At 55.5% G+C, this 24,257-nt stretch carries 21 protein-coding genes and 1 pseudogene; 9 read left to right on the top strand and 13 right to left on the bottom strand.

The genetic code is table 11. From position 1 onward, the window contains the following. Window positions 1–62 precede the first annotated feature (62 nt). The 3 genes from AQS70_RS01035 to zwf are packed head-to-tail and all read right to left on the bottom strand — an operon-like array spanning window position 63 to window position 2,915. A complete protein-coding gene (locus tag AQS70_RS01035) occupies window positions 63–728 on the bottom strand; it encodes a bifunctional 4-hydroxy-2-oxoglutarate aldolase/2-dehydro-3-deoxy-phosphogluconate aldolase (RefSeq protein WP_055101095.1) in 666 nt (221 codons plus the stop codon). Window positions 729–745: 17 nt separating this feature from the next. Further along, window positions 746–1,459 carry a 6-phosphogluconolactonase gene (gene pgl / locus AQS70_RS01030; RefSeq protein ID WP_055101094.1) on the bottom strand — a complete coding sequence of 238 codons (714 nt, stop codon included), beginning with the start codon at window positions 1,457–1,459 and terminating at the stop codon, window positions 746–748. Further along, entirely contained in the window at window positions 1,446–2,915 is a 1,470-nt protein-coding gene (gene zwf / locus AQS70_RS01025) for a glucose-6-phosphate dehydrogenase (protein ID WP_055101093.1), read from the bottom strand. The genes pgl and zwf overlap by 14 nt, the downstream gene beginning before the upstream one ends. A gap of 204 nt (window positions 2,916–3,119) precedes the next feature. Between zwf and AQS70_RS01020 the strand changes: the two genes are divergently transcribed. Continuing rightward, window positions 3,120–3,980, top strand: coding sequence for a MurR/RpiR family transcriptional regulator (locus AQS70_RS01020; protein ID WP_187331758.1), 861 nt, complete (start codon window positions 3,120–3,122; stop codon window positions 3,978–3,980). A gap of 199 nt (window positions 3,981–4,179) precedes the next feature. Here AQS70_RS01020 and AQS70_RS01015 read toward each other — a convergent pair whose 3' ends face one another. From AQS70_RS01015 to AQS70_RS00990, 6 genes are all read right to left on the bottom strand, one after another. After that, window positions 4,180–5,043: a D-hexose-6-phosphate mutarotase gene (locus tag AQS70_RS01015; protein WP_055101091.1), complete on the bottom strand. Its 864-nt coding sequence runs from the start codon at window positions 5,041–5,043 to the stop codon at window positions 4,180–4,182. Between the two features lie 141 nt (window positions 5,044–5,184). Beyond that, complete coding sequence (locus AQS70_RS01010) at window positions 5,185–6,534, bottom strand: carbohydrate porin (protein ID WP_055101090.1); 1,350 nt, start codon at window positions 6,532–6,534, stop codon at window positions 5,185–5,187. 93 nt (window positions 6,535–6,627) lie between these two features. After that, entirely contained in the window at window positions 6,628–7,785 is a 1,158-nt protein-coding gene (locus AQS70_RS01005; protein WP_055101089.1) for an ABC transporter ATP-binding protein, read from the bottom strand. Between the two features lie 2 nt (window positions 7,786–7,787). Continuing rightward, complete coding sequence (locus tag AQS70_RS01000; RefSeq protein ID WP_055101088.1) at window positions 7,788–8,633, bottom strand: carbohydrate ABC transporter permease; 846 nt, start codon at window positions 8,631–8,633, stop codon at window positions 7,788–7,790. Then, the gene (locus tag AQS70_RS00995; protein ID WP_055101087.1) at window positions 8,626–9,534 is read right to left on the bottom strand and encodes a carbohydrate ABC transporter permease; all 909 of its coding nucleotides are present in this window, start codon (window positions 9,532–9,534) and stop codon (window positions 8,626–8,628) included. The genes AQS70_RS01000 and AQS70_RS00995 overlap by 8 nt, the downstream gene beginning before the upstream one ends. A gap of 96 nt (window positions 9,535–9,630) precedes the next feature. Beyond that, window positions 9,631–10,917 carry an ABC transporter substrate-binding protein gene (locus AQS70_RS00990; protein WP_055101086.1) on the bottom strand — a complete coding sequence of 429 codons (1,287 nt, stop codon included), beginning with the start codon at window positions 10,915–10,917 and terminating at the stop codon, window positions 9,631–9,633. Between the two features lie 355 nt (window positions 10,918–11,272). Between AQS70_RS00990 and AQS70_RS00985 the strand changes: the two genes are divergently transcribed. After that, on the top strand, window positions 11,273–11,920 hold the full coding sequence (locus AQS70_RS00985; RefSeq protein ID WP_055101085.1) for an AP2 domain-containing protein: 648 nt from the start codon (window positions 11,273–11,275) through the stop codon (window positions 11,918–11,920). Here AQS70_RS00985 and AQS70_RS00980 read toward each other — a convergent pair. The 4 genes from AQS70_RS00980 to edd all read right to left on the bottom strand — a co-directional run bounded on the left by AQS70_RS00980 (window position 11,889) and on the right by edd (window position 16,932). Continuing rightward, window positions 11,889–13,349 (bottom strand): ATP-binding protein, encoded by a 1,461-nt coding sequence (locus tag AQS70_RS00980; protein WP_055101084.1) that lies wholly within the window; start codon window positions 13,347–13,349, stop codon window positions 11,889–11,891. The two genes, AQS70_RS00985 and AQS70_RS00980, sit on opposite strands and share 32 nt — an antisense overlap. After that, complete coding sequence (locus AQS70_RS00975) at window positions 13,339–14,070, bottom strand: response regulator (protein ID WP_055101083.1); 732 nt, start codon at window positions 14,068–14,070, stop codon at window positions 13,339–13,341. The genes AQS70_RS00980 and AQS70_RS00975 overlap by 11 nt, the downstream gene beginning before the upstream one ends. Window positions 14,071–14,152: 82 nt before the next feature. Further along, window positions 14,153–15,109, bottom strand: a complete 957-nt coding sequence (locus tag AQS70_RS00970) for a glucokinase (RefSeq protein ID WP_055101082.1) — start codon at window positions 15,107–15,109, stop codon at window positions 14,153–14,155. Beyond that, a complete protein-coding gene (gene edd, locus AQS70_RS00965; RefSeq protein ID WP_055101081.1) occupies window positions 15,106–16,932 on the bottom strand; it encodes a phosphogluconate dehydratase in 1,827 nt (608 codons plus the stop codon). The genes AQS70_RS00970 and edd overlap by 4 nt, the downstream gene beginning before the upstream one ends. Before the next feature lie 206 nt (window positions 16,933–17,138). Between edd and gap the strand changes: the two are divergent. The 7 genes and pseudogenes from gap to AQS70_RS00930 form a co-directional block, all read left to right on the top strand. Then, window positions 17,139–18,053, top strand: a pseudogene (gene gap / locus AQS70_RS00960) (type I glyceraldehyde-3-phosphate dehydrogenase); the annotation flags it as partial. After that, window positions 18,022–18,501 (top strand): methylglyoxal synthase, encoded by a 480-nt coding sequence (locus AQS70_RS00955; RefSeq protein ID WP_055101079.1) that lies wholly within the window; start codon window positions 18,022–18,024, stop codon window positions 18,499–18,501. The pseudogene gap and the gene AQS70_RS00955, both read left to right, overlap by 32 nt. 239 nt (window positions 18,502–18,740) lie before the next feature. After that, complete coding sequence (locus AQS70_RS00950) at window positions 18,741–19,259, top strand: RNA polymerase sigma factor (RefSeq protein ID WP_055101078.1); 519 nt, start codon at window positions 18,741–18,743, stop codon at window positions 19,257–19,259. Window positions 19,260–19,311: 52 nt separating this feature from the next. After that, window positions 19,312–20,280, top strand: coding sequence for a FecR family protein (locus tag AQS70_RS00945; protein WP_055101077.1), 969 nt, complete (start codon window positions 19,312–19,314; stop codon window positions 20,278–20,280). A 131-nt stretch (window positions 20,281–20,411) separates the two neighbouring features. Then, on the top strand, window positions 20,412–23,009 hold the full coding sequence (locus AQS70_RS00940) for a TonB-dependent receptor (protein WP_055101076.1): 2,598 nt from the start codon (window positions 20,412–20,414) through the stop codon (window positions 23,007–23,009). Window positions 23,010–23,121: 112 nt separating this feature from the next. Next, complete coding sequence (locus tag AQS70_RS00935) at window positions 23,122–23,730, top strand: biliverdin-producing heme oxygenase (protein WP_055101075.1); 609 nt, start codon at window positions 23,122–23,124, stop codon at window positions 23,728–23,730. Between the two features lie 58 nt (window positions 23,731–23,788). Continuing rightward, a complete protein-coding gene (locus AQS70_RS00930) occupies window positions 23,789–24,211 on the top strand; it encodes a YbaN family protein (RefSeq protein ID WP_055101074.1) in 423 nt (140 codons plus the stop codon). Window positions 24,212–24,257 lie beyond the last annotated feature (46 nt).

The following is a 24,257-nucleotide window of genomic DNA, read 5'->3' as shown; positions in this document are numbered from 1 at the left end:
AAGGTGCGCCGACCAAGCGCACCAAAAACCGTAGAACACACAACAAATTTGTTACTCGCTGATCAACCCAGCAATGCCAGCGCCTCAGCTGTGCACTCTTGGATACGCGACCAATCACCGTTTTTGATCCACTCACTGTCGAGCATCCAGCTACCGCCTACGCACATCACGTTTTTCAGCGCCATATAGTTGCGGATATTGGCTGGCCCCACGCCACCCGTTGGGCAGAACTTCACTTCGCCAAAGGGTCCGCCCAGCGCTTTGATCGCTGCAACGCCACCACTGACTTCAGCCGGGAACAGTTTGAAACGTCGATAGCCCAGACCATAGCCTTCCATGATCCCGGAAGCGTTGCTGATGCCCGGCAACAGTGGGATGTCGCTGCCGACACTGGCTTCAAGCAGGTCGCGGGTAATGCCCGGCGTGACGATAAATTGCGAGCCGGCAGCTTCGGCAGCCGCCAACATAGAGCGATCCAAAATAGTGCCTGCGCCAGTGACCAGCTCAGGACGTTGATCACGCAATACACGGATAGCATCTAGGCCAAACTCCGAACGTAAGGTGACTTCCAGAGCGGTCAGGCCACCGGCCGCCAGCGCATCGGCCAACGGCAAAATGTCCTGCTTACGCGCAATGGTAATCACCGGCAGAATGCGCGCTTTAGCGCACAACTCGTCGATCAGGGCGACTTTTTCCGCCATTGAGACGTTGGCAATGCGTGTTGTCATGGCAGCTGATCCTTGGCTCATGGGCACCAGTAAATCTCTAACGTAGGTTGCAAAAAGGCACGAATCGGCAAGGCGGCAATGTCGGTGCCTCCCAGCGCATCGCTAAGGGTGTTTAATTTGGCCTGACCTTGTATCGACAGCACCGTATGCTTGGCGCTCGCCAACAGACTGCGGCTCATGCTCAAACGTTGGTGCGGCACGGTCGGGGCCAGCATCGGCCAGCAACGACGGGCATCGTCCGGGTTCAACGCTTCGAGTAGATGTGGGCTGTTTGGAAACAACGAAGCGGTGTGCCCGTCATCGCCCATGCCTAAAATCAAAACGTCGATGGGCGGTAACTCAGCCAAGGTGTGATCCGCTTGCTCGGCGGCCGCCTCGAGGCTGGCAGCAACGTTGTACAAACCGATGAAGCGCGCTTTGGCGGCCGGGCCTTGGAGCAGATGTTTTTTCAGCAAACCGGCATTGCTGTCGGCATGTTCCACCGGCACCCAACGCTCATCAGCAAGGCTGATCGTTACTTTCAACCAGTCCACAGGGTGTTTAATCAGGCTCTGAAAAAACGCCACCGGGCTGCGACCACCAGACACCACTAACGTCGCAGAGCCTTGCTGGGTAATGGCGTCGTTCAATTGCTCGGCCACTCTGAGCGCCAAACCCTCGGCCAGTATTACCGGGCTCTTAAAGGTGTGCGCAGTAACGCCCTCAGGCAGTTTCAAATCAGATATCGCCATACCAAGACCTCCCGTCTCGTGTAATCAGTGCAATGGAGCTCATTGGCCCCCAAGAACCCGCCGCGTAAGGCTTAGGCATATCACCGGACTTTTTCCAGCCCGCGATCAATTGGTCGCACCATGTCCATGCCGCTTCAATTTCATCTTTACGTACAAACAGGTTCTGGTTGCCGCGCATCACTTCGAGCAGCAGACGCTCATAAGCATCAGGGATGCGTTCACTGTGATAGGTGTCGGAGAAGTTCAATTGCAGCGGGCCGCTGCGCAGGTGCATGCCTTTATCCAACCCCTGATCCTTGGTCATTACACGCAAGGAAATACCTTCGTCAGGCTGCAAACGGATGATCAGTTTGTTGCCGATTTGCAAACGCTGTTCAGGGGCGAAAATGTAATGCGACGGTTCTTTAAAGTGGATCACGATCTGCGATAGCTTCTGCGGCATGCGCTTGCCGGTACGCAGGTAAAAAGGCACACCCGCCCAACGCCAGTTGCGGATATCTGCGCGCAGCGCGACGAAGGTTTCAGTGTCGCTTTGGGTATTGGAGTTGTCTTCTTCCAAGTAACCCGGCACCGACTGGCCCTCACTGTAGCCTGCAATGTATTGGCCACGAACCACTTGGGTGGTCAAACCTTCAGCACTGATCGGCGCCAAGGCTTTGAGCACTTTAACTTTCTCGTCACGAATGCTGTCTGCCGACAAGTCCGCAGGCGGGTCCATGGCGATCAAGCACAGCAACTGCAACAAGTGGTTTTGAATCATGTCGCGCAGTTGCCCTGCCTTGTCGAAGTACCCCCAGCGCCCTTCAATACCGACTTTCTCGGCCACGGTGATTTCAACGTGGGAGATGTAACGTTGGTTCCACTGGGTTTCAAACAGGCTGTTGGCAAAGCGCAGAGCAATCAGGTTTTGTACGGTTTCTTTGCCCAAGTAGTGGTCGATGCGATAGGTGCGGTTCTCGGGGAAGAACTGCGCCACCGCGTCGTTAACCTTGCGTGAGGACTCGAGGTCCGAACCGATCGGTTTTTCAAGCACCACGCGGGTGTTGTCAGCCAAGCCGACCTTGGACAAGTTCTCGCAAATAGCACCGTAGACCGCTGCCGGAGTGGCGAAGTAGGCGATAAGGCGCTGTTGCGTCCCGGCAATTTCAGCCAGCGGCAGATAATCATCGGCCTTGAGAAAATCCACATGCAGATAACTCAAGCGCGCTAGAAAACGTGTTAGCGCTTGATCTTCGATCTCCTTGGCACTGACATACCGGCGCAAGTGGCTTTGAATGTTCGCCAAGTGTGCCGGGGCATCACCGGGCTCACGCGCCAGCGCCAGAATGCGCGTGTCGGCATGTAGCAAACCCGCGCGGTCCAGTTGGTATAAGGCAGGGAACAGTTTGCGCAAGGCCAGATCGCCCAAGGCGCCGAACAAGGCAAAGGTGCACGGTTCAACCGTAATCAAAGACATGATGTTTGTTCTTTTATCAAGTTAAGCTACAAATACCTTTTTTCAAGGCATCACTCAAGGAAAAATGTAGTAATAAACACAACATTTTCTCTAAATACAGATTCCCGCTAGTGGTCATCTCAGCCCATCAGTAGGATAGGCCACCTCACGAATCGCTTTAGCACGGTTAATGCATCGCCGAACCAAGGAACATAAATGGACCGCGTGCGAAATTTACTCGAACAAATCAAGGGCCGCCTCGAAGACCTGAATAAGGCCGAGCGCAAAGTCGCTGAAATAATCCTTCAAAACCCGCAGCAAGCGACCCGGTTCAGCATTGCTGCGCTGGCTCAGGCGGCTTCAGTCAGCGAGCCGACCGTCAACCGCTTCTGCCGCTCGTTTGGGGTCAGTGGTTACCCAGAGTTAAAACTGCAACTGGCGCAGAGTTTAGCCAGCGGTGCTGCTTACGTAAGCCGAGCCGTTGAGGCGGATGATAATCCGGCAGCCTACACACAAAAGATTTTCGGCAGCGCCATTGCATCGCTGGACAGCGCCTGCCAAGCCTTGGACCCGAACCTCATCAGTCGCGCTGTGGATTTATTGATCCAGGCGCGTCAGATTCATTTTTTTGGCCTGGGCGCTTCAGCCCCGGTAGCGCTGGATGCTCAGCATAAGTTTTTCCGCTTTAACCTCGCGGTCACGGCCCACGCCGACGTGCTGATGCAACGCATGATTGCGTCGGTGGCGCACACCGGCGAGTTATTCGTGATTATTTCGTACACCGGACGCACCCGCGAGCTGGTCGAAGTGGCGCGTATCGCCCGCGCCAACGGTGCGTCCGTGCTGGGTCTGACCGCTGAAGATTCGCCGCTAGCCAAAGCCAGTACTCTGAGCTTGAACATCCCGCTGCCCGAAGACACCGACATCTACATGCCGATGACCTCGCGCATCATCCAGCTCACGGTGCTCGATGTGCTGGCCACCGGCATGACCTTGCGTCGAGGCGTGGATTTCCAGCCGCACCTGCGCAAAATCAAAGAGAGCCTGAATGCCAGCCGTTATCCGGTGGGAGATGAATTCAACTAAACGGCTCGCATAAAACCTGTAAGAGCGAGCGATCTTTTAAAAGATCAAAAGAACGCAGCCTGCGGCAGCTCCTACGGGGGTCAGCCTAAATTCTTGCCTGCATCCCCACTACCCATGCAATGTGGACTGCCGAGGCACGAAGGCTGCGATCTTTTGATGTTAAAGATCAAAAGATCGCGAGCAATTGAGGGGTTGTTGATTACGCGTTACACAACCCCGCCCGCGCTTGCAGGCTCAGGTGTGCTTGCTCGCCCGGGGCAAGGCTTTGGGTCTGGGCGCCAGCGCTGGCAGACTCAACGCACACAAAGCCCATCACCTCACTCCAGCTCACCCCCAGCAAGGGGCGCTTGCCGGGGTGCCAGATCACGGTGTTGGCATGCTCGCCCGTATCAATGCTCAACGCCCGCCGCCAAGCGTGATCGTTAAGTTGCATTTCGCCTTCATGCTTGAACACTCGCTGGCATCCACCGGCGACCCGGAGTTCGCCTTGTTGCTGGCACGCTTCGCGGTTTAACTCATCGTAACCCTGCACGCCATCTAGCCCAGACAGCGCTACCTCACCGACATCACCAATACGCCAATACGCACGCAACGCCTGGCTCACTTGGCAAGGTTCATCGTCTTGATGCTCGGTGCTCAAACGCAGGTCCAAGCTTTCACCAAGCCGCGCATGCAGGTCGACCTGCCAATCACACAACTGCAAACGCCAGTGCAGGGACACACCCTCATCGTCGGAGCTACTGTCCAGTAGCTTCCAGTCGATAAGTCGCGCCCAACCATGGGACGGCCAAGCGTTCTCGCTCGGATGACGCCCATACCACGGCCAAAAAATCGGCACCCCACCACGGATTGCACCGACCTGCGGCCATTTAGCCGCACACCACAACCAAGGCTTCTGCCCGGTCGGTTTGAAGTGCAGCAATTGCGCACCCTGACGACTGAACACAGCCTGACAGTGCGGATGGTCGATCACCAGTACGTCGCGCTGCTGAAAACGCTCCCACTGGAAAATCGGCTGCTCACGCTTTGATTTGAAAAAACGGTGAAGCGGATGCTCATGCATGTCCCACAGTCCTGAAAATCATGTCGCCCAACCCTTTGGGAGCTGGCTCAGTTGCAACAAAGACGCCACACCCCAAAAAAAACCGGATAGCACAGGCTATCCGGATATTACGCACAACCCGATGAGCTTATCGCAACAACCTTAGAACACCGACTGAATTTTTAAGCCAGCTACCAGCGCGTTGTCGACTTTGTCCACGCCACCTGGGTGAGTGATGTACTGCAAGTTGGGACGCACGGTCAGCCAATTGGTCACGTGGATGCCGTAGTTAAGTTCGTAGTTGTACTCGGTATTGCGCAGTGGCGCGTATAACGTGTTGTCGAAGTTAGAGACATTATTGGCAGCGTTGGCCAGTTCAGCGTTTTTCTTCACTTGATCGTTGACATGAATGCGCGCAAAGCCAATGCCGATGTCATCTTTGGGACGCGCATCGAACGGGCCTTTGTACACAAACATCAGCGATTGATAGTTGTCGACGATGTTGGTGGCTTTGTCATGGAACGTCGCATTAGCTGCTACGTTCAGACCGCGCGACGCATCACCGTTGTGGCTGGTGAGTTGCTGTTGCACAACCAACCAGTAACCGTGCTTGCTGTCGTGCACGCGGTAACTCTGCCCCGTGCTGGCAGCGTCTTGGCCATTGATGTCTTCGCGCAGGTCAGCCGCAGGTGCCGGGCGCTGGGAGTAACCGACGCGGTATGCGCCTGGTAGGTTGTTAACCTGAGGCGACCAGACCAGTTCGACGGGCAAAACCGTACCTTTGGTGCCACTGCCGCTGAGTTTGAAGCCGTTACCATGTTCTAACTGGGAAGGGTTTTGGTTGTACGCACCGATCTGCGCATAGAACTCCGGCGTGATGTTGTATTTCACCCGTAGAGCCGCTTGGCTAACCGGCCAGTTGTACCAAATATTGGTCGCCCAGTTACCCACCTGAGAACCGCAGAACGCCAGGTTTTGGAAGTCACACGGGAAGGTGTTGAAGTCTTCGCCTTCACCAAAGTAACCCGCTTTGACATCCAGCTTGCCGTCGAGGAACTGATGCTGAATGTACAACTGGGTCAGTCGCACCATGTGCCCACGGCCGTAGACTTCTTGAGACGAACTCAACGTACCGGCACGCGGATCGCCTACACGGTCATTGGAAATGTTCTCACCATTTCGGTTTGTGAGCTGGATCTTGGCTTGGGTGTTATCCCAGCCCCACAGCTTTTGAAGGTCTAAGGCCACGCCCAAGCCAAACTGGTCGCTGTAGCGCGCCGTCTTGTTGTGGTTGTAGCCGCCATGCAGGTTCGCGCCTACTTCACCCACATAGTCGGCCTTGATGTCGATCCCCTGATCAATGAGCTTGGTCCGCTCCCCTCCCCAGTCTCCGGTCATCCATTTTGAGTCGGCACTGAAAGCATCGTCTGCCATCGCATTCGCAGACATGACCAGCACGGCCGCCGCTGACAGTTGGCAGATTAATCGGGTATTGCCGTGTCGCGTTGTCATCCCTAAATCCTCGTCTTTTGTTATTAACTGTTCTTATCTAACGCGGTTTACAACTTCTTTAGCTCGAAACAACACGCGTCCTTGAGTGCAGCTTTAGCGCCCCTTTAATTGGGCGACGTTATCGCCCAAGGTATTCAGAGCAGGCAATGAAACGCCCAAGCGCTCACCTGTCTGAGCATCAAACAGCAGGACTTTGGCTGGGTCGAACTGCAGGTTCAGGCTTTCGCCCACTTGCGGCGCGGTATCTGGCGCCAGTCGGCAACAGACCTTGACCTCATTGAGCTGTACGAAGACCAACGTATCCGGCCCCGTGGGCTCGGTCACTGTGACTTCAGCGCGAAGTGTTGGCAGGCCATTGGCCTCTTGCCCAGCCACTATGATCTGCTCGGGACGAATCCCCACGATGACATCCCGGCCCTCAAGCCCTGCATCCTGCATCGCCAGCGGCAACTCACAACGTGCCTGCCCGCTGTCTAGAACGGCCATTAGCCGGCCGTCTTGACGCTTCAAGCGTAGACCAATGAAATTCATTGGGGGGGAACCGATGAAGCTGGCGACGAACAGATTGGCCGGATCGTTGTAAATCTGTTTGGGCGTACCGAATTGCTGGATGATCCCATCCTTCATCACCGCGACTTTGTCACCAAGGGTCATGGCCTCAATCTGGTCATGGGTCACATAAACGGTGGTGGTCTTCAGACGCTGATGCATCAGTTTCATTTCGGTGCGCATCTCAACCCGTAATTTAGCGTCGAGGTTGGAGAGCGGTTCATCGAACAAATAGATCTTGGGCCGACGCGCCAATGCACGGCCCATCGCAACCCGCTGCTGTTGCCCGCCGGACAACTGGCCCGGCTTACGATTGAGCAAGTGCTCGATCTGCAATAACTTGGCAACCCGCGCGACTTCCTCATCAATAGCCGACTGCGGCATCTTGCGGATCTTAAGACCGAACTCGATGTTCTCGCGCACGCTCATGGTCGGGTACAACGCGTAGGACTGAAACACCATGGCAATGTCGCGGTCTTTGGGGCTCATGCCACTGACGTCTTGATCATCAATCATGATCGCGCCACCCGTGATGTTCTCCAGACCCGCGATGCAGTTCATTAAGGTCGACTTACCACAGCCCGAAGGCCCTACCAGAATCAAAAACTCGCCGTCTTTGATCGACAGCTCGATGTTTTTAAGGGTGTCTGGCAAACCAGCACCATAGGTCTTGTTTACGTTACGAAGCTCGAGCGTTGCCATGATTACCCCTTCACCGCGCCGGCAGTTAGCCCGCGCACGAAATACTTGCCTGCGACCACATAGACCAGCAGAGTCGGCAGCCCGGCGATCATCGCCGCCGCCATATCAACGTTGTATTCCTTGACCCCGGTACTGGTGTTGACCAGGTTGTTCAACGCCACGGTAATGGGCTGAGAATCACCGCTGGAGAACACCACGCCGAACAGGAAGTCGTTCCAGATCTGAGTGAACTGCCAAATCAGGCAGACCATGATGATAGGCGTCGACATCGGCAGAATGATCCGCCTGAAAATCGTAAAGAACCCCGCACCATCCAGACGTGCGGCCTTTACCAGCGCATCGGGAATGCTCACGTAGTAGTTACGGAAAAACAGCGTTGTGAAGGCCAAGCCGTAAACGATATGCACAATCACCAGACCGGTGGTGGTGCTGGCCAAGCCCATCTTGCCGAGGGTGAATGAAGCGGGCAGCAGTACGGTCTGAAACGGTAAGAAACAACCGAACAGCAGCAGACCAAAAAACAATTGCGAGCCTCTAAAGCGCCACATCGACAACACATAGCCGTTCAAGGCACCGATGGCAGTCGAGGCCAATACCGCTGGCACGGTGATTTTGATCGAGTTCCAGAAGTAACCATCAACGGTGGCCCACGCCTTGACCCAGCCAATGCCGGTAATCACGCTTGGCCAACTCAGCAAGTTACCGGTGCTGATGTCTTCTGGGGTTTTAAAGCTGGTTAGCAGCATGACCACCAGCGGCACCAGATAAAGCAGTACTGCGAACATCAACAACGCATAGATCGCGATGCGGCTCAGACTTAAAGAGCGCTTGCCAACAAGACTAGTCATTTCGCTTAGCCCTCAGCTCGGAGTAAAGGTAGGGCACGATGATCGCCAAAATGGCACCCAGCATCAGAATCGCACTGGCCGAGCCCATGCCCATCTGTCCACGGCTAAAGGTGAAGGAGTACATGAACATGGCGGGCAAGTCAGACGAATACCCCGGCCCACCGGCCGTCATCGCCGCCACCAAGTCAAAGCTCTTGATGGCGATGTGCGCCAGAATCATTACCGCACTGAAGAACACCGGACGAAGGCTTGGCAGCACGACTTTCCAGTAAATACGCGGCAAGCTGGCACCATCAATCTGCGCAGCACGGATGATCGACTGGTCAACCCCGCGCAGCCCCGCGAGGAACATCGCCATGATGAAACCTGAGGCTTGCCAAACGGCCGCGATAACCAGGCAATACACCACGCGGTCAGGGTCGATCAACCAATCCAGACGAAACCCCTCCCACCCCCAGTCACGCAGTAGCTTGTCCAAGCCCATGCCGGGGTTAAGTAGCCACTTCCAGGCAGTACCGGTGACGATCATTGATAGCGCCATCGGGTACAGGTAAATCGTACGGATAAAGCCTTCGCGTCTGATGCGTTGGTCGAGCAATACCGCCAGCGTGACGCCAATCACCAGCGTGATACCGATAAACAGGCCACCGAACACCAGCAGATTTTTGCTCGCGACCCACCAGCGGTCGTTCTCGAACAAGCGCTGGTACTGCGCCAGCCCAGCCCATGTGTAATTCGGTAGGAATGTTGAGCGAGTGAACGACAGAACGAACGTCCACAGGATGTAGCCATAAAAGCCCACCAAGACAATGAACATGCTGGGCGCCAATACCAGTTTGGGTAGCCAGCGTTGCAGTGCATCGAAGGGTGAGACTTTCCTGAACGCAGCAGTAGAGTTCATGGAGGGAATCCGAGCAAAGGAAAAGTTGTAGGCGCGAGCTCGCGTCGCGATCTGTTAGAAAATCAACAGATCGCGAGACGTGCGCCTACAGGGCGGTTACTTGGCGGACTTGATCGCAGCGCCAAGCTTTTTGGCGGTATCCGCGGGGTCGGCTTTCGGGTCGTTGATGTAATTGGTGATGACATCAAAAAACGCACCCTGCACCGCCAGCGTGGTCGCCATGTTGTGCGCCATGCTTGGTTGCAGGCCGCCCGTTTTGGCGTCAGTCAAGAAATCTTTAGCCGAGGTCTGGGCGCACGCGTCAAAACCGAGTTTTTCCATGTTGTTCAACATGTCGTTGCGAACCGGAATCGAGCCCTTGTTCATGCTGAACACTTTTTGGAAGTTTTCACCCAAGGCTACTTTGGCAATGTCCTGTTGACCGGCCTGCGTGCCTTGATCCTTAACCTTGAACACCGCGAGTGAGTCGATGTTGTAGGTGAAAGCCTTGTCGGTGCCCGGGAAGGCAACGCACTCGTAGTCTTTGCCCGCTATTTTCTTAGCGGCGGTCCATTCACTCTTGGCCCAATCCCCCATGATCTGCATGCCGGCTTTGCCATTAATAACTTTGGCCGCTTCTAGGTTCCAGTCTTGGCCCTTGCCATCGACGTCCATGTAGGTCGCCACTTTCTTCAGCTCAGTCAGCGCCTTGACCATCTCAGGCCCCGTGAGGGCATCGTTATCAAGGTCGACCATGGCCTTTTTGTAGCCATCTGCGCCCATCACTGACAGGACAACGGCTTCAAAAACTGTGCTGTCCTGCCAAGGCTGACCACCATGGGCGAGCGCAATAAAGCCCGCGGCCTTGAGTTTGTCACCCGCTGCGTAGAACTCTTCAAGGGTGGTAGGCGGTTTTTCGATGCCCGCTTTCTTGAAGACTTGCGGGTTTATCCATAACCAGTTCACGCGATGGATATTGACCGGTACAGCCACATAGTCGCCTTCGTACTTAACGGTATCGGAGATTTTCTTGTCGAGCAGGTTGTCCCATTGCTCTTGTTTGGCGACATCCTGCAACACCTCAGTGTCGAGTAACCCAGTTGAGGCCCACTCTTGAATGTCCGGCCCTTTGATCTGCGCCATACCGGGCGGGTTGCCTGCCACGGCACGACTTTTAAGTACCGTCATCGCAGTGGCACCGCCGCCACCGGCAACAGCGCCGTCTTTCCAAGTGAAACCGTCTTTTTCAATTTGAGCCTTCAGTACATCGACGGCCGCTTTTTCCCCGCCTGAGGTCCACCAATGCACGACCTCAACCGTACCTTTTGAGTCGGCGGCATAGCTGCTTAGAGGGAAAAGAGTGGCGAGTGAGATGACGACGGCGAGGCGATTGAATGAATTCATGAGAGGCCCTTTCTTGTTGTTATAGCTGTGCAAGTCTTTTGCTTGCGCTGTGGTTGAGTGTATCCACGCCCCCTGCGCTTCAAGTAACGAACAGACGCTTGATTGTCACCACATGGTGACAATTGGAATGCAGGGGGGGTGGAAGCCAATTAGCGATATTTCAGTACGAACAACGTGAGCCTTCCTATGCGCCGAGATTGCCTAAGGATTCAGAAAATAAGGTTTTTTCCGCATTGCCTGTAGGACGCATCCCGAAGTCGTTTTCCCACGTTGTACCAGCAAATAACATCAGCGAGTCTCCTAATCATCGTCGCAGCAAAAGAATGAAAGCCGACCCATTCAGGAGATTTAAGCCATGTCAGAACGTAACCTAACGTCCCGTAACCATTGCTTCATTTACCCTTTAAAAGACAAGGAGGGCCGACCTTACGCTTGGAAAATTGATATTCAACGCTCGGGCAAAGTGCATGTTCACCAGTTCAGTTTCGCCGAACATGGAGGCGAGACTGCCGCCCTCGAAGCGGCCGAAGCGTTACGCAATCAGTTGGTGCTGAAAATGCCGCCGTTGTTCAGCTATGAAGACCGTCAACGCTTAATGCCTCATAACACCAGCGGCCATCCGGGCGTGTATCGCGTTCAGTCCAACCAAATTGATTATTGGCGCGCCACAACTCGCATTCATGGATACAACCTGAGTAAAAGCTTTCGTATTGATCGCTATGGTGACGAGCAGGCCAAACAGATGGCACTTGAGGAACGTGAGCGGCAGTTAATTCTGTGCAACGACCCCTATGATGTCGCCATGGAAAAGCTCCAGCATCACTTCAGCCAAACCAGCCGGCGTGTGCGCGAAAATCGAATTATGGCGGCGATGCATAATGCTCGAGACTCAAAGCTTTCGGCCGAAAAAGCCTCAACCCCTCAAGCAGAACGCATACTGCCCATTAGCGCCCAACAGGCGAATTTGTCTATCAATCGACATTTCGAGGCAAATACAAAGTGACGCGCAGGCCGCCAGCACGAAGATTTTGCAAACTCACTTCACCACCATGGCTGTGAGCGATGCTGCGCGCAATACCCAGCCCAAGGCCGTAGCCTTGTTGCTGCCCAGCTAAACGAAAGTGCGGCTCAAACACTTGTTCAAGACGCTGTTGAGGCACACCCGGCCCCTCATCGTCGACGGTCAGTACAAACGCCTGCTTGTTGTCGTCTATACGTAAATGCGCGTTGGTCCCGTACTTAAGCGCGTTATCAATCAAGTTACCCATGCAGCGCCGCAGCGCCAAGGGCTTGCCGGGGTAAGCACTGGCGGCTCGCCCGTGCAAGGTGACCCGGCCATTACCGTGCGGCAGCACGTAGGGTTCGATTAAACAATCCAACAAGCCGTTGACATCCACCGGCTCAATATTTTCGTGGATATCTGTGTCTTTCACGCATTGCAGCGCGCCTTTGACCAGCATTTCTAACTCATCCAAGTCACGGCCAAACTTATATTGCAGTTGCTCGTCGTCCAGTAATTCCACCCGCAGACGAAGCCGAGTAATGGGCGTGCGCAGGTCGTGGGAGATAGCGCTAAACAATTGGCCTCGTTCGGTCAGGTAACGGCTGATACGTGCGCGCATGGTGTTAAAGGCGCGCCCCACCTCAACCACTTCGCTACCCCCTCCCACTTCGACCGGCTGGACCTCGTCCTCGCCCAATGACATGTCGCGAGCGACTCTGGCCAAGCGCTTAAGCGGGCGGCTCTGCCAGTGCACCAGTAGACCGATAAACATTAATAAAAAGAGGCTGCTGAGGACGATAAACCACAGCTGCAATGCAGGCAGCCCTTCTTCTTCAAGGCTGGTGTAAGGCTGGGGCAGTAAGGACGCTATATACAGCCACTCACCCGGCGCCATCTGGATCTGCGTGACCAGTACCGGGGGGTCGACGGGCTCCAGAGTCAACGCAAAATGCGCCCACGAACGCGGCAGTTCGTCGAGCTTTAGACCTGCGTTGAAGATGCGTAAGTCTTGGGGGCTGACAAACTTCACCGACAGGTCAACATCAGCCCCTAACGACTGGCGCAGCACTTGGTCTACCGCCTCAAGTACCGCCTGTTTGCGCTGGGTGGTAGGCAGTACATCCATGACCAGCGGCTTGTCATTGAGGCTCACGACAAATCGCGTGCCGCCCATACTGCGCATTTGGTCAAGTACCAGAGGACGATAGGCCAGCGGCAAAGAGCGTAAGTACGTCACCGTGGCGTTCATCGAATGCGCCATGCTCCGCGCACTGTTGACCAAGCCCACCAATTGGGTGGTGCGCAATTGTGAAAGCCAAATGGCACTCGACAAGGTCTGCGCCAGTAAAATCGCGAGCAGGGTCAGCAATAACATGCGCCCCAACAGAGATCGGGGAACGGGCAGTTTGGATAAAAATTTAAAGTCCATTACCGATGCTGACCTCAGCCGCCAACTGATAACCGCTGCCACGGATGGTTCTTATTAACCGCGGCGGTTTATCGGTATCGCGCAGGCGTTGGCGCAAACGGCTGACCGCCATGTCCACAATGCGATCAAGCGGCATGAGATCTCGCCCTCGAGTCGCGTTGCCAATCATGTCGCGATCAAGAATCTGCTGTGGGTTATCCAAAAACAGTTTGAGCAAGGCGAAGTCGGCGCCCGATAAAATCACCTCTTCTCCATCGGTATGAAACAGCCGGTGAGTCACGGTATTGAGCCGCCACTCCTCGAACGCCATGATTTCATTGCCGGTGCTCGCGCTGGAAAAGTGAGTGCGGCGCAACAGGGCTTTGATCCGTGCTTGGAGTTCGCGCGGGCTGAAAGGCTTGCCCAAATAATCATCAGCGCCCAATTCCAGGCCGATGACCCGGTCTGCTTCATCAGAACTGGCGGTGAGCATGATAATTGGCGTGTGCGCAAAACGCGGATGTTCCCGCACCCACCGACACAAGCTAAAACCGTCTTCATCGGGCAGCATCACGTCCAAGATCAATAAATCGCTGGCTTGCTCATTCAGCGCCCGTCTAAAGCCAGCCCCGTCAGCGACGGTGCGCACCTGAAAACCGGCACGGCTGAGGTAGATATCGAGAAGCTCTCGAATTTCTTGGTCATCATCGACCAGCAAAATGGACTTGCCGGATGGGCTCACAGGTGCTGATCCTTATTGTTGTTATGGACGAAAGACTGCCTGTAGGAGCGTCGATCGGCTGCTCCTACAGTTAAACCTCGCCTCAACCAAATGCTTGCTGCAATGCGACACCTGCGCCAATCAAGCCAGGGTAAGGCGCTGTTACCAGCCACACCGGAATGCCTTTGAGGTAGTCGCTCATGCAGCCTTTATCGGCAAAGCTGCTGGCAAAGCCGCTGTTGACGAAAATATCGGCAAAGCGTGGGATCACACCGCCGACGATATACACCCCGCCCCGGCCGCCGAGCGTCAGCACATTGTTGCCTGCGACCCGGCCCAGCCAGCAACTGAAATGCTCGAGCACTTGCAGTGCCACAGGATCGCCCGCCAATGCTGCCGCGGTAATCGCCCGATCGCTGTCGAGCACCGGTTCATGCCCATCTAGCGCACAAATTGCCCGATAGACGCGCGGCAATCCGCTGCCACTCAAGATACTTTCGGCACTGACGTGCCCTATTTCGTCATAGATGTGCTGCCACAGCTGCACTTCACGCGGGTTACTCATGGGCAGATCGACATGGCCGCCTTCACCCGGCAACGCCATCCACTGTTCGCCGTTAAGGTTGAGCAAGGTGCCAACCCCAAGGCCGGTGCCTGGCCCAATGACCACCGCCGGACGCGTTGGGTCAGCAATACCGGGGCACACTTGGCGTACATCCTCAGGTTGCAGACGCGTCATGCCCAGCGCCATGGCGCTGAAGTCGTTGATCAACAGTAAATGATCAATCTGCAAGTCGTTGCAAAACGCTGATCGACTCAAACGCCAATGGTTATTGGTGAAGCGAAACTCATCGCCGCTCACTGGCCCCGCAACTGACAGGCATACCGACCCCACCGCCCCAAGCTCAAGGTTTAACGCTTTAAGGTAAACGCTGATGGCGTCTTGCGGGCAGGCGTAGTCGGCAGTGGCTAGCACGCTGACCGAACGCAATTGCTCGTTTTCCCAGAGGGCAAAACGGGCGTTAGTGCCACCAATATCACCGACAAGGGCGAGTTTCATTTCAGGGATTCCAGAGACGAGGTAAAGGTACTCGCGCCCTGCTCGGCCGAACTAAAGGCCTGACGCATAAACGCAAACAACTCGCGCCCAGTACCGACGGCATTGCTCAGCGTGCCAACAGCCGGAGTGCGCGCGGCGAATTCTGCCTCATCTACCAGCAGTTGCAACGTGCCTTTGACGCCATCGACCCGAATCAGATCGCCATCTTGAACCCGCGCTAGCGCACCGCCAATCGCCGCTTCGGGGCTGACATGAATCGCTGCGGGTATTTTTCCCGACGCGCCGGACATTCGGCCATCGGTAATCAGCGCCACTTTAAAGCCACGATCTTGGAGCACGCCAAGGAACGGGGTCATTTTGTGCAGTTCAGGCATGCCATTGGAGCGCGGGCCTTGAAAACGCATCACCGCCACAAAGTCATGCTCCAATTCACCTGCCTTGAACGCATCGGCCAACTGCTGCTGATCTTGGAAAACCCGCGCCGGGGCTTCAACAATCTGGTGCTCGGGCGCAACCGCCGAGACTTTCATAACCCCGCGCCCCAAGTTGCCCTCCATCACCCGCAAGCCGCCCTCAGAAGAGAACGCGCGGGCCACTGGGCGCAAGATCGACTCGTCGAGACTTTCAATCGGGCCATCACGCCATACCAACTGGCCGTCCACTAAGAAAGGCTCGCGGGTGTAACGGCTCAGCCCATAACCCGCTACCGTATTGACGTTTTCATGCAGCAAACCAGCTTCTAGCAGCTCACGAATCAGGAACGCCATGCCGCCCGCAGCTTGGAAGTGGTTGATGTCAGCTTTACCGTTTGGATACACATGGGACAGGGTTGGCACCACCTCAGACAGGTCGGCCATGTCTTGCCAGGTCAGCTGAATACCCGCGGCCATGGCAATGGCTGGCATGTGCAAGGTGTGGTTGGTGGAGCCGCCAGTCGCGTGCAAGGCGACGATGGAGTTAACCAGCGAGCGCTCATCAACAATCTCACCGAGCGGTGTGAAGTCGCCACTTTGCTGGGTCAGACGAGTCACTTGATGCGCTGCTTCGCGAGTCAGCGCATCGCGCAGTGGCGTGTAAGGATTAACGAAAGATGCGCCAGGCAAGTGCAGCCCCATCACCTCCATCAGTAACTGGTTGGTATTGGCAGTGCCGTAAAAGGTGCAGGTGCCTGGACTGTGGTAAGACTTCATCTCAGATTCCAACAGCTCTTCACGGCTGGCCTTGCCTTCAGCGTAGCGCTGACGTACATCGGCCTTTTCCTTGTTGGAAATGCCGGATGGCATAGGCCCGCCCGGCACAAAGATGGTTGGCAGATGACCGAAGCGCAGAGCACCCATCAGCAGACCCGGAACGATTTTGTCGCAAATGCCCAGCATCAGCGCGGCATCGAACATGTTGTGCGAGAGCGCAACCGCGGTCGACAGCGCGATCACTTCGCGGCTTAACAGGCTCAATTCCATGCCCGCCTCGCCTTGAGTCACGCCGTCGCACATGGCCGGTGTGCCGCCAGCGAACTGCCCTACTGAGCCCATTTCGCGCAGTGCTTGCTTGATTTGCTCAGGGAAATGCTCGTAAGGCTGGTGCGCGGACAGCATGTCGTTATATGACGAAACAATTGCCACGTTGGCGGCGTTCATCAGCTTGAGGGTGTTTTTATCTTCCGTCCCACACCCGGCCACGCCATGGGCAAAGTTCGCACATTGCAGCTTGCCGCGTTGCGGCCCGTCACTGGCAGCGTCACGAATAAGCGTCAGATACGCCTCGCGGGTAGCTCGACTACGGGCAATAAGACGCTCGGTGACTTCAAGAACGCGGGGATGCATGTGTTGAACTCCAGGCTAACGGATGTGGCGACCTGTGTGTGTCCTATGCTGACTAGGGTTCGCACGTGCGCCCCAGCCCTTCGGACCCGTTGATTCAGGTCACTCGTTGTAGATAAAACAAAATATTGCCACTTAAATGGCTTGTTTTCTATTTTTATGAGAATAATCTTGTAATTCCAACAACAAATTGATGACAGGTGCTTTCAATGACACTACGAATCGCAATCAATGGTTTTGGCCGTATCGGCCGTAACGTCCTGCGAGCACTGTATACCCAAGGCTACCGGCAGGACTTACAGATCGTCGCTATTAACGACCTGGGTGACAGTGCCATCAATGCGCACTTGCTCAAATACGACACCGTGCACGGCACATTCGATGCGACCGTTGAGCATGATGCAGAAAGTTTGACCGTCAATGGTGACCACATTTCAGTCACGGCCATCCGCAACCCAGCTGAACTCCCTTGGGCCGCGCTCAACATTGACGTGGTATTTGAGTGCACCGGTTTTTTCACCGAGCGCAGCAAAGCCGAGGCTCACATCACCGCTGGCGCACGCAAGGTGATTATCTCGGCGCCAGGTAAAAATGCCGATGCGACTGTGGTCTATGGCGTTAACCACGACATTCTGCGTCAATCGCATCAAATTATTTCCAACGCGTCGTGCACCACCAACTGCTTGGCACCTGTCGCGCAAATTCTTAACCGTGAGTTCGGCATTGCCAACGGCCTGATGACCACCATTCACGCTTACACCAACGACCAGAATCTAACCGACGTTTATCACTCCGACCCTTACCGTGCGCGTTCGGCCACGCACAACATGATCCCAAGCAAAACCGGTGCCGCCGAAGCCGTGGGTCTGGTGTTGCCCGAGTTGGCTGGCAAGTTGACCGGTATGTCGGTACGCGTTCCGGTGATCAACGTATCGCTGGTCGATCTGACCGTTGAACTGACCCGTGAAGTCACTGCCGCCGAGGTCAACGCCGCTTTCAAAGAAGCCAGCCAGCACTCCAAAGTGTTGGGCTACAACAGCCTGCCGCTGGTTTCCAGTGACTTTAATCACAACCCGTTGTCGTCGATCTTCGATGCTAATCACACCAAGGTCAGCGGCAAGCTGCACCACGTCGACCTTGGCGGCGCGCAAGCGCATCGCCTTGGTCGCCCATGATCACTGCAAAGGTTTTTTGCTCGACTGGGCCGAACGCCACAAAGCCGCGCTCAGCCAGCATAATCTTTGCGCAACCGGCACTACCGGCCAGCTATTAAGCAAACGCCTAGAGTTACCGATTGAAAGCATGATCAGTGGTCCACTGGGCGGTGACCAGCAGGTGGGAGCACACATTGCTGAACAGAAAATCGACATGCTGGTGTTTTTTTGGGACCCGTTCGAGCCGCAGCCCCACGACCCAGACATTAAAGCGCTATTGCGCGTGGCAGCGGTCTGGAACATTCCCGTCGCGAGCAATGAGTGTACGGCGGACTACCTGCTTAGCAGCCCACTCATGAACCAGCCACACCAACACCGCATTCCGGATTACAACGCGTATTTAAAAGGGCGTGTCTAACGACCTATCGCGGCGTGCACCGCAGCAATGAACATGCACACAAATAAAAGGTAGGCGTTGTCTAAGGCTGCGATCTTTTGATCTTAAAAACAAAAGATCGCAGCCTTCGTGCCTCGACAGCTCCTACAGGGTTGTTTAGCGCTTGATCTTAGGCGCCCCCAAACAAATCCAAAACATCACTTGACCAATCGCACAGATGATAAGCATTATCATTCGCTCAAAATTGGTCGGATAGCGCTGTGAGTCAGTCCCAGTTCAATCAAGTCTTCCTTACTCAGCGGGTGACCTTGCTGCGCACGTTACAGCGGATGGTGAATAACCACAGCACCGCCGAAGACTTGCTGCAAGAGACTTACTTGCGGGTAACCCGCGCCTTGAGCGAGCGCTCAGTCGAGCATCTGGAACCCTTTGTCTATCAGACCGCGCGCAATCTGGCGCTTGATCATCTGCGCGCGCGACGTATTCAAGCGCGAACGGTGGTTGAAGATGTGCCGGTGGAAGTCATTGAGGGGGTTGCCTCTACTCACAGCACGCCGGAAGAAGCCCATCAAGCTGCGCAATTACTGGAGCGTTTGAGTGTGAGCCTGAGCCAGCTAAGCGCACGCCAGCAACGGATTTTCATCCTCAGCCGGTTGCATGGTTGCAGTTATCAAGAAATCGCCGAAGAGCTTGATGTCTCATTGAGTACCGTCCAAAAGGAACTCAAATTGATCATGGCAATCTGTATCGGGGTAGCCGACAGGGTGAATCGGCCTTAACCTTGCCTTTGAACGCCCACTCGAACGCTTGCGAAACTGCCAAGGAACATCTGTGACGGACACTCACACACCTGCTGCCCCTGACCCGGCGCATGAGGTGCTGCAAAACAGCATCATGGATCAGGCACTGGACTGGCTGATCACCCTTGAGTGTGCGAGCAACGAACAGCAAAGCGCTTTTAACGACTGGCTCAATGCCGACCCTGCGCATGCCCAAGCATTTGCCAAGGCCAGCGCTATTTGGAACGGGCAACCGGTGCTGGAAGCCGCCCAAACCTTGCAAACACGGCGCAAACCCAGTGCATGGCGGCGCATCAGCCGACATTGGAAGCACCTTGCCACTGCGGCGGTGTTGGTGTTGACGGTCGGCAGTTACAGTAACGTGCCGTTACGCCTGCAAGCTGATCACCTGACCGTGGTGGGCGAACGCCAACGTCTGCAACTCGAAGACGGCTCCAAGGTGCTGCTCAATACCAACTCGGCATTTTCCAGCAAAGTCGTGAATGCCCAACCCAGCGCCCGACTGTTACAGGGCGAAGCGTTTTTTGAAATCCCGGCCAACCTTGAGTTACCACTGATTGTAGAAGCGGGCCCGGTGCGCGTCAGCGTGCGCGACACCGCGTTCGCCGTGAGTTACCTGAACGGCGAAGCGCAAGTACGGGTGCAACGCGGCGATGTTGATTTACGCGTTGCCAGTGCCGGTACGCAAATGCGTTTATCGGCGGGCAACAGCGTCAGCATTGGTCCTAACGGCTTTAGCCGCCCTACTAAGCTCAACCCACAGACTGATCTGGCCTGGGTCCAAGGTCGGCTGGTGTTTGAAAATTGTCCGATGAGCAAAGTGCTGGATGAAGTCCGCCGCTACTACCCCGGCTGGATCGTCAACACGAACGAACAACTGGCCAACGTGGCCGTAACGGGCAATTACCGGCTCGATCAACCACTGGACATCGTGCGCTCTTTGGCCCACATCACCTCAAGCCGGATCTCGGAATACCCGTCGCTGGTCATCCTCAATTAACAAATCTCAATTAATTAAATCTTTTTTTACTCGATAGCCTAAGGTCATTCGTCTCGTACTTATCAATGCAACTGATTCGCATTTTGAGTCAGCTTCGCAACTACAAGACTTGTTACCTCGGAGCGCTATCAATGCCCACACGTTTCAACAGTCGGTCCACTTCCAACGCTCGCACTGGCGGCTTGCACCAGTGCACATTGTCGTTGTTGACCGTTGCCATGCTTTTGGCTGGCGTTCAAGCGGCCCCCGTCATGGCCGCGACCGATACGCCGCCAACCAATCGCACCGTGGGCAATTACAAGTTTGCGATCGCTCAACAGCCTCTTGCGGCTGCATTGAATGACTTTAGCGACGTGACCGGTTGGCAGGTCGGCTTGCCGGCAGAGCTGGCGCAGGACATTTCCTCGCCAGGCGTTCGTGGCTCTTTAACCCCAGAAAAGGCTCTCGATCGCTTGCTCCTGGGGACCAACCTGAGTTACCGCAAACTCAGCAACAACAACATTGTGCTCGAGAGGCGCAGCGCGGCTTCTGGCACCTTGGCCTTGCAGCAAGTGACCATCAGTGCAACACGTAACGAGCAAAATGTCAGTGCCGTACCCAGCACTGTCACCGTGCATGACCGTCAAGACCTAGACCGCGAAAACGTTAACACCATTAAAGATCTGGTTCGTTATGAGCCCGGTGTTTCGGTCGGCGGCGCGGGCCAGCGCGGCGGCATCTCCGGCTACAACATTCGCGGGATCGACGGCGACCGGATCCTGACCCAAATTGATGGCGTTGAGATCCCGGATTCTTTCTTCAACGGCCCTTATGCCCAAACCCAACGTAACTACGTTGACCCAGAAATCGTCAGGAGCGTTGAAATCCTCCGCGGCCCGGCGTCTGTGCTGTACGGCAGCAACGCGATTGGCGGCGCGGTCAGCTACTTCACCCTTGACCCGGATGACATCATCAAGCCGGGCGAAGATGTCGGCGCCCGTTTCAAAACCGGCTACAGCTCTGCTGATCGCAGCTGGCTGAAGTCCGGCACCTTGGCCGGTCGCTCGGGGGAGTTCGACGGTTTGCTACATTTTAGCCAGCGTGACGGTCACGACACCGAGTCTTACGGCAACCGCGGCGGCAATGGCTTGTCACGCACCGCCGCCAACCCGGAAGACGCGAGAACCACCAGTGTGCTGGCTAAGGCGGGCTGGAACTACAACGATGATGACCGCTTGGCCTTCACTTACGAGAAGTACAAAGGCCACCTCGACGTGAACGTGAAGAGCGCCGTCGGCGGCCCCGTCGGCAATGGTGTAGGGCAAAACATGTACCGCTCGCGTACCGGCACCGAAACCGTAAGCCGTGAACGCTTCGGCCTGGTCAACAGCATGGCGGTCAACAGCCTTTTCGCTGACCACATCAAGACCAGCCTGAACTATCAAGTTGCCAAAACAGATGAGACCACGCTGGAAGACTATTTCCCGTTTACCCGCAATGTCATGCGCTCGCGTGACACCACCTATCAAGAAAAACAATGGATACTCGACGCCCAAGCGGACAAGGCGTTCAGCATCGGTGAAACCGATCATTTGCTGACCTACGGCGCCACCTACAAAAACCAAAAAGTCACCGGCTCGCGCAGCGGCTCGGGCACCTGTTTGGCAGTCGGCAGAGGCTGTACAGCCATCGGCGCTGACAGCCCGTCAGACTACTTGGTTAAATCCAGCGACTTCCCGAACCCGACCATCAACACCTACAGCCTGTTCGCCCAAGACCAGATCAGCTGGAACGACTGGACTTTCACCCCGAGCCTGCGTTACGACCACACACGCTTGTCGCCGCACATTACTCAGGAGTTCCTCAACACGATTCCAGTGGGTGAGCGAGCCAACGTCTCTGACGAGAAAAAAACCTGGCACCGGGTGTCGCCTAAATTTGGTCTGACTTACGCGCTGACCGAGCAATACACCTGGTACGGCCAATACGCCGAGGGCTTCCGTACACCGACTGCCAAAGCGTTGTATGGCACTTTTGAAAACCTGGCAGCCGGTTACAAAGTCGCGGCCAACCCGAATCTAGATCCAGAAAAAAGCAAAAGTTTCGAAACCGGTCTGCGCGGCAATTTTGAGGCAGGCTCCTTCGATTTGGCGGTGTTCTATAACAAGTACCGCGACTTCATCAACGAAGATGCCATCACCCCCGGCTACAGCGAAACGACCTTCCAAGCTAACAACATCAAGCGCGCCACCATCAAAGGTGCCGAAGTTAAGGGGCAGTTGGATCTGGGAGCCTTCGGCGCACCAGAAGGTCTGTACACGCGTGGTTCGATCGCCTATGCCCACGGCAAAAACGAAGACAATGGCGAGCCGATCAACAGCGTAAACCCGCTGACCGCCGTCATGGGCCTGGGTTATCAGCAGCAAAACTACGGTGCCTTGGTCAGTTGGACGCTGGTCAAGCGTAAAGACCAAGTGGATGACACCAGCTTCTTCGCACCCGATGGCACCAGTAAACAATTCAAGTCGCCAGGCTACGGCGTCATCGACCTTACAGGGTTCTATAAAGTCACCAACGACGTCACCGTCAACGCTGGCCTGTACAACCTGACCGACAAGAAATACTGGATCTGGGATGACGTTCGCGGTTACGACAGCGTCGGTGAAGCCGGTGTGCTCAACCCCGCCAACATGGATCGTCTGACCGCTCCGGGTCGCAACTTTGCGGTCAATCTGGTCTGGGACATCTGATCCTCAAACCTCGCTGCGCAGTCTTTTAATCTGCGCAGTGAGGAATTTTTACTGTGATGCGTCTTCTTGATCGTCTAGTTACAAAGCGCATCTCATTCTCAAGGATATTGGCATGACCACCCCTGATTCCACACAGCGTCCCGCCTTGCGTTCACAACGCCTGAACCAGATCACCAACGAGCCGCATCAAAAGCTCGACGCGCTGGTGAAAGCGCACAAGCCTTTCGATACCCGCGAAAACTTTGCCCGTTTTGTGGTCGCTCAATACCTGTTTCAGTCGGAGCTTCAAGCGCTGTACACCGACGCTGACTTGAAACAAATCGTGCCTGACCTGCCTGAGCGCTGCCGTGCAGAACAAGCCAAAGCAGACCTCGCTGACCTGAACACTGAAGTCCCTGCTCCAGTAGCAGGCGCGGTCAATGCGCCGAGCAAAGCTGAAGCGCTGGGCTGGATATTTGTTTCAGAAGGCTCCAAGCTTGGTGCCGCGTTCTTGATCAAGCGTGCAGTAGCGCTGGAACTGAGCGAAACCTTCGGCGCTCGCCACCTCGGCGAACCGGCCGGTGGCCGTGCTGAAGGCTGGAAGCGCTTCGTTAAAACCCTCGACGGCCTGGAACTGAGCGCTGAAGAAGAAGCCGATTTAGACAAAGGTGCCGTTGCAGCCTTTGAACGTTTTACCGTATTACTCGAACACGCTTACTCTGCTGAGCCTGAACTGGCCTAAGCAGGATCTGCTCGGTCAGCGAGCGCTGACCGAGCAACTTTTTCTGCGCCTTGAGCCTATGACACCCCCAACGCAATCCTCATCCAAAATCGCTCGCTTCCTGTTTGGAGTGCTGGCGTATGTAAGCTTGGGCATTGGCTTGATCGCCATTGTGATTCCTGGCTTGCCCACCACCGAATTCATTTTGCTCGCGGCGTGGGCGGCGACCAAAAGCTCCCCTCGTCTGAGTGCTTGGCTCGAAAACCACCGTTTATTCGGCCCCATTTTGTTTAACTGGCGCAACGGCAAAATCATCCAGCGCAAAGCCAAAGTCAGCGCCACCATCAGCATGGTGTTGTGTGCTGGCTTAATGCTGTACGTACTTGACCACGACTGGCCGGTGTTCTTGGCTATTGCGGGTATGACCTTGGGCAACCTGTGGATCTGGTCACGGCCTGAGCGCTTGCCGTTGGCGCCTACTGCCGATTCGCGGGGGAAATAATCTGTAGCTGTAGGAGCTGCCGCAGGCTGCGATCTTTTGTTTTTAA

Source organism: Pseudomonas endophytica (assembly GCF_001411475.1).
Lineage (GTDB): Bacteria > Pseudomonadota > Gammaproteobacteria > Pseudomonadales > Pseudomonadaceae > Aquipseudomonas > Aquipseudomonas endophytica.
This window is presented reverse-complemented; position numbering and strand designations above follow the sequence as displayed.